This window comes from Micromonospora sp. NPDC023869, assembly GCF_055559695.1.
In genome coordinates this window covers 163,034-177,007 of the sequence record NZ_JBVHKD010000007.1, presented here as the reverse complement: position 1 = coordinate 177,007, position 13,974 = coordinate 163,034, and the positions used below count along the sequence as shown (strand labels likewise).

Here is a 13,974-nt window from a genome sequence, read left to right as displayed (position 1 = left end):
GCCACGGCTCGACCTCAGCCAGGCTGGTCACTGTCGGTGACGTCATCGCATCACCGACCAGTTGGAGGACCGATGTCCCGCACGATCTCGAAGAAGCACCTGCTGGCCGGACTGGCCGCCGCAGGTGTCCTCGGCGTGGGGATCGCCGCCCCCACGGTGGCGCTCGCCGACGACAAGGCCACTCCGAGCGCCAGCGCGAGCGCCGAGCAGCAGGACGAGAAGCGGCCGGAGCTGGGCGCGCACCGGACGCAGTTCGCCGAGGCCCTGGCCGAGGAGCTGGGCGTACCCACCGAGCAGGTGACCGAGGCGCTGGAGAAGCTCCGCGAGCAGCGCAAGCAGGATCGCCCGGACGGCGAGGGTCGCGAGCGTCCCGACGGGGACCGTGGCCCGAAGGGTTCCGCCGAGGACCGCAAGGAGGCGCTGGCCGAGCGGTTGGCCAAGGCGGTCGAGGACGGCAAGCTCACCCAGGAGCAGGCCGACGCGATCACCACGGCCGTGGAGGCCGGCGTGTTCGGCGGGCCGGGCGGCTGGGCCGGCCGGGGCGGCCCCGCAGGGACCCCCGGGAAGTGACACCGCGCGGGGCGGCATCCATCCGGATGCCGCCCCGCGGTCGTACGGGTCGGCTCAGGCGATACAGGCGCAGACGATCAGCGCGGCGCCGAAGTGGGTGGCGGCGCTGACCTTGGCGACCGGGTGCGGCTCGTCGGAGCAGATCACCTCACCCAGCTTGCCGGGGGTGAGCAGGTCCAGCACGAAGAAGGCCAGCGCCATGATGCCCAGGCCGATCACTCCGAACAGGACGGTCGAGGCCAGCCCCTTGGCGAAGTCGCTGTAGCTGGTCAGGATCGCGGTGAAGACGATCCCGGCGACGCCGAGCTGGTTGGCGGCGAGCAGCAGGCCGGCGTTGGCGTTGCGGCGTATCCAGATCAGGTCCCGCAGCTTGCCCGGGGTCAGCAGGTCGACCAGGACGAAACCGGCGGCCATCAGCCCGACGCCGACCACCCCGAACACCACGCTCTGCCAGGCTCCGCTGAGCAGATCCTCCAGCACCGACTGCCTCCCCACCGTCTGCGGCCGGCGGGCGCCGGCACGGTGATCGAGACGATAGCGGCACCGCGCAACGCCCGCCGGAGGCGGTGGTGACGGCCCTACAGCGACAGGTACCGCTGGCGCTCGTACGGGGTGACCTCGCGGCGGTACTGCTCCCACTCGGCGCGCTTGTTGCGCAGGAAGAAGTCGAAGACGTGCTCGCCGAGCACCTCGGCGACCAGCTCGGAGCCGGCCATCACGTCGATCGCCTCGGCGAGGTTCTCCGGCAGCGGCTCGTACCCCATGGCGCGGCGTTCGGCGCTGGTCAGCGACCAGACGTCGTCCTCGGCGCCCGGCGGCAGCTCGTACCCCTCCTCGATGCCCTTCATACCCGCGCCGAGCAGCACCGCGAAGGCGAGGTACGGGTTGGCGGCCGAGTCGGGCGAGCGGACCTCCACCCGGGCCGAGTTCGGCTTGCCGTACGCCGGGACGCGGACCAGCGCGGAGCGGTTCAGGTGCCCCCAGCACACGTACGCCGGGCTCTCGGTGACCCGGTCCGGCAGCGCCTGCGGGAAGAGCCGCTTGTAGGAGTTGACCCACTGGTTGGTGACCGCCGTGTACTCGCGGGCGTGCACCAGCAGCCCGGCGATGAAGGCCCGGGCCACCTTGGAGAGCTTCATCGGGTCGCCCGCGTCGTGGAACGCGTTGCGCTCCCCCTCGAACAGCGACAGGTGGGTGTGCATGCCGCTGCCGGGCTGGTCGGTGAAGGGCTTGGGCATGAAGGTGGCCTGCACGCCGGTGGAGAGCGCCACCTCCTTGACGACGTGCCGGAAGGTCATGATGTTGTCGGCGGTGGTCAGGGCGTCGGCGTAGCGCAGGTCGATCTCCTGCTGGCCGGGGGCGACCTCGTGGTGGCTGAACTCGACCGAGATGCCGATCCGCTCCAGCGACAGCACCGCCTGGCGGCGGAAGTCACGGGCCACCGCGTGCGTGGTGTGCTCGAAGTAGCCGCCGCTGTCCACCGGCACCGGCACGCTGCCGTCCATCGGGCCGTTCTCCAGCAGAAAGAACTCGATCTCCGGGTGGGTGTAGAAGGTGAAGCCCTTCTCCGCCGCCCGGGACAGCGCCCGGCGCAGCACGTGCCGAGGGTCGGCCCAGGAGGGCCCGCCGTCGGGGAGCAGGATGTCGCAGAACATCCGGGCGCTCTCGCCGCTGACCCCGCCCTCGAACGGGAAGACCTGGAAGGTGGTCGGGTCGGGCATGGCGACCATGTCCGACTCGAAGACCCGGGCGAAGCCCTCGATCGCCGAGCCGTCGAACCCGATGCCCTCCTCGAAGGCGGCCTCCAGCTCGGCAGGGGCGACGGACACGCTCTTGAGCGTGCCGAGCACGTCGGTGAACCACAGCCGGACGAAACGGATGTCCCGCTCTTCGAGCGTGCGGAGGACGAACTCCTGCTGACGGTCCACTGCCCCAACCTTCCGCGACACGCTATGTCCGGCTTCGGACGGTGATTACCCGACCTGACCGACCAGTCTCCACCGACCCGATTACGCAGACGTTAACCGACCCACGGCCACTGCGTCCCGCCCAGTCCCGACCCACGGTCGCCGGGTGGCGTGGTCTGCGCGGACACCACGTGTCGAGGCCGCCCGCCGTGGGCAAGATGAGGACATGCCCACCCTGCGTCTCGCCCTGTGCCAGGTCAACCCCCGGGTCGGCGACATCGCCGGCAACGCGGAGATGATCCGCTCGTGGACCCGGAGATCCGCCGACGCCGATGCCCGACTCGTGATCTTCCCGGAGCTAGCGCTGACCGGCTACCCGGTCGAGGACCTGGTGTTCCGGCGGTCCTTCGTCGCGGCGTCGCAGGCGGCGCTGCACCGCCTCGCCGCCGACCTGGCCGCCGACGGGCTGGGCGACCTGCCGGTCGTGGTCGGCTACCTCGACGCCGACGGTCCGCCCCAGGTCAGCCCGGACGCCGAGCCCGGCCGGGGCGCCCGCAACGCCGCCGCGCTGCTGCACCGGGGCGAGGTGGTGGTCACCTACTTCAAGCACCACCTGCCCAACTACGGCGTCTTCGACGAGGACCGCTACTTCGTGCCCGGCGACACGCTGACCGTCGTCCGGCTCGGCGGGGTGGACGTGGCGCTGACCATCTGCGAGGACCTGTGGCAGGCCGGCGGCCCGTTCGCCGCCGCCCGCGACGCCGGGGTCGGGCTGGTGGTCAGCATCAACGGCTCGCCGTACGAGCTGAACAAGGACGACCTGCGGCTGCCGGTGGTCCGCCGCCGCGCCGCCGAGGCCGAGGCGACCATCGCGTACGTCAACATGGTCGGCGGCCAGGACGAACTGGTCTTCGAGGGCGACTCCTTGATCGTCGCGGCGGACGGCACGCTGCTGGCCCGCGCACCGCAGTTCGTGGAGCACCTGCTCGTGCACGACGTGGAGTTGCCGGAGACGGGCAGCGGTCCGGGCGCCACCCTCGGGGGCGCCCGCGACGGCGCGGAACTCACCGGCGGGCTGCGGATGGTGCGGCGCGCGATCGACGGCCTGCCCCCGGCACCGGACGGCCCGCCGGCGCACGGCGGGATCATCGAGCCGGTCGCCGACGAGGCCGAGGTCTGGCAGGCCCTGGTGCTGGGGCTGCGCGACTACGTCGACAAGAACGGCTTCCCCTCGGTGGTGCTCGGGCTCTCCGGCGGCATCGACTCGGCGGTGGTGGCCGCCATCGCGGTGGACGCGCTCGGTCCCGACCGGGTGGTCGCCCTCTCCATGCCCAGCCAGCACTCCTCCGAGCACAGCCGCGACGACGCCGCCGACCTGGCCAAGCGCACCGGTCTGGACTACCGGATCGAGCCCATCCAACCGATGGTCGACACCTTCCTGGCGAACATGTCGCTGTCCGGGGTGGCGGTGGAGAACCTCCAGGCCCGGGTACGCGCCGTCATCCTGATGGCCCTGTCCAACCAGGAGGGCCACCTGGTGCTCACCACCGGCAACAAGAGCGAACTGGCGGTCGGCTACTCCACCCTCTACGGCGACTCGGTCGGCGGCTTCAACCCGATCAAGGACGTCTGGAAGACGCTGGTCTGGCGGCTGGCCACCTGGCGCAACGCCGAGGCGACCCGGCGGGGCGGCACGCCGCCGATCCCGGAGAACTCGATCGGCAAGCCGCCCAGCGCCGAGCTGAGCCCCGGCCAGCTCGACAGCGACGCGCTGCCCGACTACGACGTACTCGACCCGATCCTGATCGGCTACATCGACGGCGACCTGGGCCGCGACGGCCTGGTCGCCTCCGGGCACGACCCTGCGGTGGTGGACAAGGTGCTCCGGCTGGTGGATACCGCCGAGTTCAAGCGCCGCCAGTCCGCTCCCGGGGCGAAGATCTCGATGAAGGCGTTCGGGCGGGACCGCCGGCTGCCGATCACCAACCGATGGCGCGAGGACGGCTGACCACCGGCGAGTGACATCCTCCACTGCGCCCTGCCGCGACCGGGGCCGCCGGTGCGACGATCGCGGCAGAGCCCGGGGACCGCGTACGCGGCCTCGAGGAAGGAGACAGTCATGGTGGAGTCCACCCCGGCCGAGGTGACCGCCCTCTACGGCGGCCCGGTCACCCGGCGGGTCCGCACCCGCGACCTGATCGCCGCCAAGGAGCGCGGCGAGAAGTGGCCCATGCTCACCTCGTACGACCAGTACAGCGCCTCGATCTTCGACGCCGCCGGCATCCCGGTGCTGCTGGTCGGCGACTCGGCCGCCAACAACGTGTTCGGCTACGAGACCACCCTGCCGGTGACCGCCGAGGAGTTGCTGCCGCTGGTCCGGGCGGTCGTCCGGGCCACCCGGCAGGCACTGGTCGTCGGCGACCTGCCGTTCGGCTCGTACGAGGAGGGGCCCACCCAGGCCCTGCGCACCGCCGTCCGGTTCATGAAGGAGGGCGGCTGCCACGCGGTGAAGTTGGAGGGCGGCCGGCGCTGCGCCGACCAGATCGCCGCCATCGTCGGCGCCGGCATCCCGGTGATGGCGCACATCGGGTTCACGCCGCAGAGCGAGCACACCATCGGCGGCTACCGGGTGCAGGGCCGGGGCGACACCGCCGAGGACGTGCTCGCCGACGCGCGGGCGGTGGCCGAGGCGGGCGCCTTCGCGGTGGTGCTGGAGATGGTGCCCGGTGAGGTCGCCAAGCGGATCACCGCCGAGCTGAGCATCCCGACCGTGGGCATCGGCGCCGGTCCGGAGACCGACGCCCAGGTGCTGGTCTGGCAGGACATGGCGGGGCTGCGTACCGGCCGGACGCCCCGGTTCGTCAAGCGCTACGCCGACCTCGCGGGCGTGCTCGGCGAGGCCACCCGGCGCTTCGCCGACGAGGTACGCGGCGGCGAGTTCCCCGGTGCCGAACACACCTTCTGAGCAGGACGCCGGTGCGCGTCACGGCCTGTGACGCGCACCGGCCCTGCGGCGGCACCTCCTCGGAACCGGGCAGCGGGATCCCGGGAAGGCGGCTAACGTACCGGCCCGTGAAGCGAATGCACACCTCCGTCCTGACCCTGGCGTGCGCCTGCCTGCTGGCGCTTTCCGCCTGCGGCGGGGACTCGGCCGACACCGCCGCCGACACCGCCCCGTCCGCCGTACCGCCCTCCTCGGCCACCTCCGCCGCACCCGACGCCTCCGCGCCGTCCACGGCCAGCGCCGCCGACGTGGTCGGCGACAAGAAGCTGTGCCAGTCGGCGCAGGTGGCCAGCGACGAGATGCGGGTGGCCTTCGTGAAGGCCGTCCAGTCCGGCGACACCTCGGCGGCCACGATGAAGAAGATCCTGGGCGGGCTTGAGGAGAAGATGACCGAGCTGGCGTCGCAGGGCGGCGGCGACAGCAAGGTGGCCGCCGCGCTCGGGAAGTTCAGCACCGAGGCGGGGCGGGCGGCAGCCGCCAAGGATCCGGCCGCCGCCGCCGACAACCCGACCTTCGCCAAGGCCGGCGTCGACCTGACCGCCGCCTGCAAGACGGCCGGCGTCAGCGTCACCTTCTGACCTCTGCGTACGCCAGCGGCCCGCCGGAACTCCGGCGGGCCGCTGCTTCGTGCGGTCGCTCAGACGTCGGTGACGCGGACGCCCGCGTGCGCCTTGTAGCGCTTGTTGATCGCGATCAGGTTGGCGGTGAACGCCTCGATCTGGTGCGCGTTGCGCAGCCGACCGGCGTAGATGCCCCGCATGCCGGGGATGCGGGCGGCGAGCGCGCCGACGATCCCGACCAGCTCCCGTTCCTCGGTGCAGATCAGCACGTCCAGCTCGATCCGGTCGATCTCCGGGTCGGCCAGCAGCGGCGCGCTGACGTGGTTGAACGCCGCGCAGACCCGGGAGTCGGGCAGCAGCGCGGCGGCCTGCTGGACGGCGCTGCCCTCCGCCACCGGCAGCGCGTACGGGCCCTGCTTGTCGAAGCCGAGCGGATTCACGCAGTCGACCACGATCTTGCCGGCGAGCGGTGCGGCGAGCGCGGCGACGATGGCGGCGTGCCCGTCCCACGGCACCGCGATGATGACCACGTCGCTGCGGCGGGCCACCTCCTCGTTGTCCGCCCCGGTCACGCTGCCCTCGGCCGGTACCCCCGGCAGGGCGGCGATCTCCGCCGCCGACTCGGCCGCGCGCTGCGCGGAACGGGATCCGATGAGCACCGTCTGACCGGCCCGGGCGAACCGGTAGGCGAGCCCCCGGCCCTGGTCACCGGTGCCACCGATGATGCCGACGGTGAGCCCGGAAACGTCGGGCAGGTCGCTCGCGTCATATGCCATGGTCGCCATCCTCGCAAATCCAGCGGCCGCGCAGCAGCGCCCTGAGCTGTGACAAACCCCCTTGGGTGGGTCCGTCGGCGACCGCGCGCAGCGACTCGACCACGCACCGCCGCACCTTCGACGGCCGGGTCGGGTACAGGTGGTCCAGGGTGGCGGGGAGCCGCTCCCGTAGCGGGTCGGCTCCGCGCCGGGCCGGTTCTCGTGGCGGGTCGGCTCCGCGCCGGGCCGGTTCTCGTGGCGGGTCGGTCAGGCGAGGTCGAACGTGACCGTGCGGGTGGTCGGGTCGGCCGTGACCAGCCGGACCCGGACCCGGGTGCCGGGCGTCAACTCACCGGTGCACCGGGCCCGTACCGGCGGATCGTCGAGGGCCACCGCACCACCGGGTGGACGGTTCGCGCGCCCCTTGCCGTTCGGCGGCGCGTCGACGTCGAGCACCGCCGCGTCGAACGTCTCCCCCACCCGATGCGCCAACAACACCGCCTCGGCCAGGTCGATCGCACCTCGGCTGGCCGCCGACGCGGCCCGGTCCGTCGTCGACATCACCGCCGGCAACCGGGGCAACGCCTCCCGAGCCCAGTCCGGCACCGCGCGGCCGTCGTGCAGGGCCAGACAGACCTCCGTGGCGTACCGGTCGGCCAGCCGACGCAGCGGCGCCGTCACATGCGCGTACGCGGCCGCCACCCCACCGTGCGCCGGCTGCTCCGGGACCTCGCCGTCGAACGCCGTGTACGCCGCCGACCGCATCAGCTCCGCCGCCTGGTCGACGAAGGCGGCGGCCCTCGGTTGCGCCGGGTCCAGCCCCAGCAGCAACTCCCCGACACTCATCCCCTCCGGCCAGTCCACGCCCAGCGGCCCCGCCGCCGCCCGCAGCCGCTGTACCGCCTCCGGCTTCGGCGCCGGCATCGTCCGCAACAGGCCGATCCCGCCGGCCAGCATCAGGTCCGCCGCCGCCATCCCGGTGAGCAGCGAGATCTGCGCGTTGTGCTCCTCCATCGGCACCGGCGCCCGCAGCACCAACCGCCACCCGTCGCCGTCGGCCTCCACGTCCTGCTCCGGGATCGGCAGGTTGATCGCACCCCGACGCAGACCCCGGGCGGTCAACAGCGCACCGATCTCCGGCAACAACGCGATCGGCTCCGGCAACCGACCCGCATCCGCGTCGGCCTGCACACTCGGATAATCCAACTGGGCCCGGCTGCGCACCAGCGCCCGCTCCAGCGAGACAGCCGTGGTCGCGCCGTCCGCGTCCAGGTCGATGGTCCACAGCACCGCCGCCCGGTCCACGTCCGGCAGCAGGCTCGCCGCCCCCTCGCCGAGACTGTGCGGATGCAACGGCACGTTGCCGTCGGGCAGGTAGACCGTCTGCCCCCGCCGCCAGGTCTCCTCCTCCAGCGCACCACCCGGGCGTACGTGCGAGGCCACGTCCGCGATCGCGTACCGCACCCGGAACCCGCCACCCGTACGGCGGCTGAGGTGCATCGCCTGGTCCAGATCCCGCGACCCCGGCGGGTCCACCGTGACCAGCGGAACGTCCGTCCGGTCCACCGCCGGTCGGGGCGGCGCGGCAACCGCCTCGTCGGCCTCCCGCTGCGCCTGCTCGGGGTACGCCTCAGGCAGCCCCAACTCACGACGTAGCCCACCGAAGTCGATGCGAGGTGCGACAACCCGTCGGATGACCATGGGCCAATCCTGACAGCCTCCCGCACACCCCGCCCTCCCCCGACCGACCCCCCGCCACTACACGTCCGCGGCGGGTCCGGCGAGCCGCCTGGCGCAGACGCCGACCAGGGGTGGGCGGGCAGCCCTCCATGCCCCGCGGTGTCCGCCCGACCGGCCGCCCGCACCTGCCCGACCCTGCTCACCTGTGCAGCTCGGGCCGCGAAGATCCGCACAACATCCTTGATACTGCTGCCTCAACTGGGCCGCGAGGCAGCAGTATCAGGGATATTGCTGCCTCGCACGTGGCCACAGCCCTCCGACGGCACCCGAAGGGACCAACTCACAGCCCAGGACAAGCCTCCTCCGAGCGCACCCCGTGAAGACGACCCGCCGACGCCGTGGCCCCCACACGCCGTAGCCCACACACGCCGTAGCCCGCACACGCCGTAGCCCGCACACGCCGTAGCCCGCACACGCCGTAGCCCGCACACGCCGTAGCCCGCACACGCCGTAGCCCGCACACGCCGATCATGGAGTTGTGGCTGTCGCTCTGTCCACTTTCATGGCTTTCGCGGGGGCCACAACTCCATGATCGTGCGTCGGTGACCGGCCGGGGTGGGCGGGCAGGGAGACCTGCTCAGCGGAGGACGCTGGAGGCTGGGTCGAGGTCGGCTACTTGGCGGGGGTGGCCTTGCGGGCCGAGGTCGCCGAGGTCGTCGTCCGCTTTGCGGTGGACTTGGCCACCGGACCAGTGGACTTGCGGGCACGACTCGCGGCGCTCGTCGTGGCCTTCTTCGCCGGGGCCGTGGACTTGCGGGCCGCCGCCCTGGTCGTCGCGCTCGCCCTGGTCGTCGCGCTCGCCGTGGACTTCCGGGCCGGGGCGGTGGACTTCTTCGCCGGGGCGGTGGACTTCCGGGCCGCCGTACCGCTGCTCGTGGCCTTCGCCGCGGACTTCTTGGCCGGTGCGGACTTGCGCGCCGCTGTGGCCCGGGTCGTCGTCTTCTTCGCTGCGGTCGCCGTCTTGCGTGTCGCGGCCGGCCGGGTCGCGGTCGCCTTCTTCGCCGGAGCGGTCTTCCGCGCGGGAGCGACGCGACCAGTCGCCGCCTTCTTCGCCGGATTGGCCTTGCGGGCGGAAACGGTCCGACCGGCCGTCGTCTTCTTCGCCGGAGCGGCCTTGCGCGCCGGAGCGCCCCGACCAGTCGAGGCCTTCTTGGCGGGAGCGGTCTTACGGGCCGGAGCGGCCCGACCCGTTGCCGTCTTCTTGGCGGGAGCGGCCTTGCGGGCGGAGACGGTCCGAGCAGCCGTCGTCTTCTTCGCCGGGGCGGCGCGACCCGTGGACGCCTTCTTCGCCGGGGCCTTCTTCGCGGGTGCCTTCGCCGCCGTCGTACGGGCGGGGGTCCGGGTCGACGCCGTGGTGGTCTTGCGCGCGGGGGTGCGGGTCGACGCCGTGGTGGTCTTGCGCGCGGGGGCCTTGCCGGCCGCTGCGGTGGTCTTCGTGGCCGGGGCCTTGCGCGCGGCGGTGGCCCGCGCCGTCGTCGTCTTCCGCGCGGGAGCGGTCTTACGCGCGGCGGAAGCGGCCTTGCGCGCAGGAGCGGTCTTGCCCGCAGCAGAAGCAGCCTTCCGCGCCGGCGCAGTCTTGGAGGCAGCAGAAGCAGCCTTACGGGCCGGCGCAGTCTTAGACGCAGCAGAAGCAGCCTTGCGCGCGGGAGCGGTCTTGCGCGTCGGGGTCGCCGCGCTCCTGGACGCCTTGGCGGCCGTGGTGCGCGCCGCCGTGCTTCGGGCCGCTGCACTGCCGGCCGCCGCACTCCGAGTGGTCGTGCTCCGGGTACCCGTGCTGCGCGCCGCCGTGGTCCGGGCTGCTGTCGCCGTCGCTGTCGTGGCCTTGGCCGGTGCCCGCTTGGCCGCCGTCGTCGTGCGCGCCGGAACCGTCCGACCCTCGCTCGATCCGGCCCGCGCCGAGGTGGTCTTCCTCGCCGCACCGGCAGCGGCAGCCGTCGTCTTCGCCGCAGCGGTGGCGGCCTTCCGGTCGGCAGCAGCAGTGGTCTTCCTCGCCGCAGCGGTGGTGGCGGTGGCGGCGGCGGTGGACTTCGCACCAACGGCACGCGCAGACTTCGCACCGGCAGGCGCAGACTTCACACCGGCGGCAGGTGTGGACTTTGTGCCGACGGCAGCCGCAGCGGACCCGGGCGCGGTCTTCCGACCGGCAGCCGCAGGGGTCGCTGCGGTGATCTGGCTGGCGGGGGCCTTCACGGCGGCGCGCTTGCGCGCCGGGGCGGTCATGCCATCTGACGCGGTCGCCTGCGGGGCCGGGGTCGCCGTGGTGGTGCTCCTGGTGGCCGGGGTCGTGGCGGTGGTGCGCTTGGAGGCCGGGGCCCGGCCGGCACCACCGGACGCGGTACGGGTGGCCGGGGCGGTGCCGTTCGCGCGACGTGTGGTCGGCGTACGGGTGAGGCCGGCGGTGCGATCCGTGGCGGCAGTCTGCCGGGCAGGTGTACGCGTCGCGGCCGGTCGGGTGGCCTGTTGTGCTTCGGCCATCTCGGTTCCTCCTTGGGGACGTGCCACCGCCCTCGCGGCGCACGTGGTGTCGCGACGCGAGGTCGTCCCGCGTCGGCTACTTCTCCTCCCCGTCCTCCTCGGCCCTACGGGCGTCCTCGGCCTCCCATGCTTCGTTGCGCTCCCGCACCTTCTGCAGGGCGTTCTCCGCGTCGGCTGCCGAGGCGTACGGGCCGAGGACGTGCCGGGCAGGGCACACGTCGGCTTCGTGCTCGACCCGGTGGTGCCGCGTACACCAGAAGTAGCGCCCATGTCCGATGTCGTTCATGGGATCACTGTGCATCGGGATGCGACCGCCCGCCACCGGAACACTGCAAGTCACCAGGCTTTTCCACAGTAGACCTGCATGTGGCTTTACGTGCGAAAACAGCGAAAGACACAAAATGTCGCAGCAGGCCTATCACTCTCCGTACACGAATGAATGTCACTGCGACGACGGACGCGGACGCCTGCCGCGCGAATGTCGGCGCGCCGCGACGGTGCGCGCACCGAGCGCGTCCGAGTAGTCGAAATCCAACTCTGCCAGGGGAATCGGGTCACTCGTCACTTCGTCCTGACCGGATGCAAGGGCCGATCGGCACCCGGCTAAGGTCGCCGGATGGGCGTACCGGAATACATCCTGCGGATGCGTGAACACGTCGGACACGAGCTGATTTGGCTACCCAGCGTCAGCGCGGTGGTCCGAAACGACGCGGGCGAGCTGTTGCTCTCCCGACTCGCCTACGACGGGCGATGGTCGGTGGTGAGTGGCTTCGTCGAGCCGGAGGAGCAGCCGGCGAGCGCGGTGGTGCGCGCGGTGCTGGAGGAGACCGGCCTGGAGGTCGAGCCGCTGCGCCTGAGCAGCGCGGTGACGCACCCGCGCACGTACCCGAACGGGGACCGCTGCGAGTACCTCAACCTCGGCTTCCGCTGCCGTCTGCTCGGCGGCGACCTGCGGGTCGACGACGACGGGTCGCCGGACGTGCGGTGGTTCGCCCCGGGGCAACTGCCCGACCTCGACGAGCACGCCCGAATGGTGATCCGGCACGCGCTGGGCACCGAGGTCTCGGCGTACTTCCTGCCCGCCGGGATGCGCTGGGGAGCGCCGGGCGAACTCGAACATGCCTGACGCGCCGCTGCGCTACCTGACCGATCTGGTCGCCGCCGCCCGCGAGGTGCTCGGCGAGGACCTGGGCGGGGCGTACGCGGCGGGCTCGGTGGGGTTGGGCGCGTACCAGCCGGGGCGCAGTGACGTGGACGTGGCGCTGGTCTGCGGCGGCCCGCTGGACCGCGCGGTGGCCGGTGAGCTGGTGGCGCGGCTGCGGCACGAGGCGCTGCCCTGCCCGGCGCGCGGGCTGGAACTGGTGGTGTACCGGTGGGAGGTGGCCCGATCGGGCACGCCCGAGCCGGGGTTCGAGGTGGAGCTGAACACCGGCGCGGCAATGGACTTCCGGGTGTCGTACGGCCCGGCGGACCGGCCGCCCGCCGACGGCCTGTTCTGGTACGGCCTGGACCGCAGCATCCTGCACCAGAGCGGGCGGGCCCTTCTCGGCCCGCCCGCCGCCGACGTCTTCGCCGACCTGTCCCCCGACGACCTGCGGCGGCTCGTGGCGGAGGCGCTGCGCTGGTGGCTGGCGCTGCCGCTACCGGCCGGCGACGTGCCCGCACCCGGAGCGGAGGACGCCGTGCTCGGCGCGTGCCGGTCCTGGGTACGCCTGCACCACGGGGTGTGGCTGCCCAAGGTGGCCGCCGGCCGGCGGCTGCTGGACGGGGCCGGACCGCTCGTCGACGCCGCGACCACCGACCTGGTGACCCGGTCAATCGCCGCCCGCGACGGCGGCCCACCCCCGTCCGGCCCGCAGGCCCGCGCCTTCCAGCGCAGGGTGTTGGCCGACCTCACCGGTACGCCGACCTGAGCCGTCAGGCCGCGACCGGCTCCACCGGGATCCACAGCTCCGCGTCGGCACGGCTGCCGTCGGCCGAGATCCGGGTACGGGAGATCTCCGGCCCGGGCCGGGACCGGTACGGGTTGGACGGGAACCACTGCGTGAACACGTCCCGCCACAGGTCCTGCACCGCCTCCGGAACGGTCCCGGAGCTCTCGAAGACCGCCCAGGTGCCCGCCGGCACCGGCATGGCGTCCAGGTCGTCGGGCGCGTCGGCGCCGGTGACCACGCCGTACCAGTAGTCCAGTTCGGTGCCCTCGGCGCGGCTGTCGGCGAGGCCGTCGCCGACGTTGACCACACCCGCCGGCTCCTGGTCGGACAACGCCTCGATCCGGTCCCGGGTCGCCGGTTCGATGCTCTTGACGAACGCCACGATGGCCGGGTTCATGCCCTCGTGCACCAGCGGCACCCGGGCCTTCCGACCGACGAGCCGGAACGGCTCCTTCTGCACGATGCGGTATCGCATGCTGCTGCTCCCTTCGACGATCAGTCGGAAGGACATCCGGGGCTGGGCCTGCAACAGCGCGCCGGTACGCCGGGCCTCGCCGGGCCCGACCCCGTGCACCGCCTTGAACGCGCGGGCGAACGCCTCGGCCGAGCCGTACCCCCAGCGGACCGCGATGTCGAGCAGCGTCCGCTCCCCCGCGACCACCTCCGCGCCCGCCACGGTGAGCCGGCGACGCCGCACGTACTCGGAGAGCGGAACGCCGGCCAACGCGGAGAACAGCCGCCGGAAGTGGTACTCCGACGTGACCGCGATCCGCGCCAGCTCACCGGCGTCCACCGGCCGGTCGAGATGCCGCTCGATGTGCTCCATGGCCTGGTTGAGTCGCTCCAGCACCCGGTGCCTCCTTCCTTTGCGCCACCCAAACTATGGGCGCGACGGCACCCGGCACCCGACATGCTGTGCCCGGTGCGGTCGGGTGGTGAGCGGTGGTACTCCATGCTCGCGCCCGGATACCCGCCACCGCCCCGGAATGAGGTCGACCGGCCAGGGATGCCCAGGTCGCGGACTGAGTA

12 protein-coding genes are annotated in these 13,974 nt (G+C 72.8%); 7 read left to right on the top strand and 5 right to left on the bottom strand.

Features of this window, described 5'->3' with window-relative positions:
* Positions 1-72 precede the first annotated feature (72 nt).
* Positions 73-570, top strand: coding sequence for a hypothetical protein (locus ACZ31C_RS20535; protein ID WP_465796652.1), 498 nt, complete (start codon positions 73-75; stop codon positions 568-570).
* Positions 571-624: 54 nt separating this feature from the next.
* Here the strand turns inward: ACZ31C_RS20535 and ACZ31C_RS20530 are convergent, their stop codons facing one another.
* Both ACZ31C_RS20530 and glnA read right to left on the bottom strand, forming a co-directional pair.
* On the bottom strand, positions 625-1,050 hold the full coding sequence (locus tag ACZ31C_RS20530; protein WP_350698551.1) for a DUF350 domain-containing protein: 426 nt from the start codon (positions 1,048-1,050) through the stop codon (positions 625-627).
* A gap of 98 nt (positions 1,051-1,148) precedes the next feature.
* Entirely contained in the window at positions 1,149-2,498 is a 1,350-nt protein-coding gene (gene glnA / locus ACZ31C_RS20525) for a type I glutamate--ammonia ligase (RefSeq protein WP_131054872.1), read from the bottom strand.
* Between the two features lie 205 nt (positions 2,499-2,703).
* Here glnA and ACZ31C_RS20520 point away from each other — a divergent pair, with 205 nt between their 5' ends.
* The 3 genes from ACZ31C_RS20520 to ACZ31C_RS20510 all read left to right on the top strand — a co-directional run bounded on the left by ACZ31C_RS20520 (position 2,704) and on the right by ACZ31C_RS20510 (position 6,059).
* On the top strand, positions 2,704-4,485 hold the full coding sequence (locus ACZ31C_RS20520) for an NAD+ synthase (RefSeq protein ID WP_465796651.1): 1,782 nt from the start codon (positions 2,704-2,706) through the stop codon (positions 4,483-4,485).
* Between the two features lie 111 nt (positions 4,486-4,596).
* A complete protein-coding gene (gene panB, locus ACZ31C_RS20515) occupies positions 4,597-5,442 on the top strand; it encodes a 3-methyl-2-oxobutanoate hydroxymethyltransferase (RefSeq protein WP_465796650.1) in 846 nt (281 codons plus the stop codon).
* A gap of 107 nt (positions 5,443-5,549) precedes the next feature.
* Positions 5,550-6,059, top strand: coding sequence for a hypothetical protein (locus ACZ31C_RS20510; RefSeq protein WP_465796649.1), 510 nt, complete (start codon positions 5,550-5,552; stop codon positions 6,057-6,059).
* A gap of 59 nt (positions 6,060-6,118) precedes the next feature.
* Here the strand turns inward: ACZ31C_RS20510 and npdG are convergent, their stop codons facing one another.
* Positions 6,119-6,817, bottom strand: a complete 699-nt coding sequence (npdG, locus tag ACZ31C_RS20505) for an NADPH-dependent F420 reductase (protein ID WP_350698541.1) — start codon at positions 6,815-6,817, stop codon at positions 6,119-6,121.
* Between the two features lie 246 nt (positions 6,818-7,063).
* Entirely contained in the window at positions 7,064-8,497 is a 1,434-nt protein-coding gene (locus ACZ31C_RS20500) for an RNB domain-containing ribonuclease (protein WP_465796648.1), read from the bottom strand.
* A gap of 655 nt (positions 8,498-9,152) precedes the next feature.
* On the opposite strand from ACZ31C_RS20500, the gene ACZ31C_RS20495 reads away from it, so the two are divergent.
* The 3 genes from ACZ31C_RS20495 (at position 9,153) to ACZ31C_RS20485 (ending at position 12,924) form a co-directional block, all read left to right on the top strand.
* Positions 9,153-11,369 (top strand): hypothetical protein, encoded by a 2,217-nt coding sequence (locus ACZ31C_RS20495; RefSeq protein ID WP_465796647.1) that lies wholly within the window; start codon positions 9,153-9,155, stop codon positions 11,367-11,369.
* A 258-nt stretch (positions 11,370-11,627) separates the two neighbouring features.
* A complete protein-coding gene (locus tag ACZ31C_RS20490; protein ID WP_465796646.1) occupies positions 11,628-12,137 on the top strand; it encodes an NUDIX hydrolase in 510 nt (169 codons plus the stop codon).
* Positions 12,130-12,924: a nucleotidyltransferase domain-containing protein gene (locus ACZ31C_RS20485; RefSeq protein WP_465796645.1), complete on the top strand. Its 795-nt coding sequence runs from the start codon at positions 12,130-12,132 to the stop codon at positions 12,922-12,924. The genes ACZ31C_RS20490 and ACZ31C_RS20485 overlap by 8 nt, the downstream gene beginning before the upstream one ends.
* 4 nt (positions 12,925-12,928) lie before the next feature.
* Here ACZ31C_RS20485 and ACZ31C_RS20480 read toward each other — a convergent pair whose 3' ends face one another.
* Entirely contained in the window at positions 12,929-13,795 is an 867-nt protein-coding gene (locus ACZ31C_RS20480) for an AraC family transcriptional regulator (protein ID WP_465796644.1), read from the bottom strand.
* Between the last annotated feature and the right edge of the window lie 179 nt (positions 13,796-13,974).

What these genes read in the sequence shown, in the direction of transcription:
- ACZ31C_RS20485 (WP_465796645.1), top strand. Translation starts at nt 12,130, where the DNA reads ATGCCTGACGCGCCGCTGCGCTACCTGACCGATCTGGTCGCCGCCGCC.
- panB (WP_465796650.1), top strand. Translation starts at nt 4,597, where the DNA reads ATGGTGGAGTCCACCCCGGCCGAGGTGACCGCCCTCTACGGCGGCCCG.
- npdG (WP_350698541.1), bottom strand. Translation starts at nt 6,817, where the DNA reads ATGGCATATGACGCGAGCGACCTGCCCGACGTTTCCGGGCTCACCGTC.
- ACZ31C_RS20500 (WP_465796648.1), bottom strand. Translation starts at nt 8,497, where the DNA reads ATGGTCATCCGACGGGTTGTCGCACCTCGCATCGACTTCGGTGGGCTA.
- ACZ31C_RS20520 (WP_465796651.1), top strand. Translation starts at nt 2,704, where the DNA reads ATGCCCACCCTGCGTCTCGCCCTGTGCCAGGTCAACCCCCGGGTCGGC.
- ACZ31C_RS20535 (WP_465796652.1), top strand. Translation starts at nt 73, where the DNA reads ATGTCCCGCACGATCTCGAAGAAGCACCTGCTGGCCGGACTGGCCGCC.
- ACZ31C_RS20490 (WP_465796646.1), top strand. Translation starts at nt 11,628, where the DNA reads ATGGGCGTACCGGAATACATCCTGCGGATGCGTGAACACGTCGGACAC.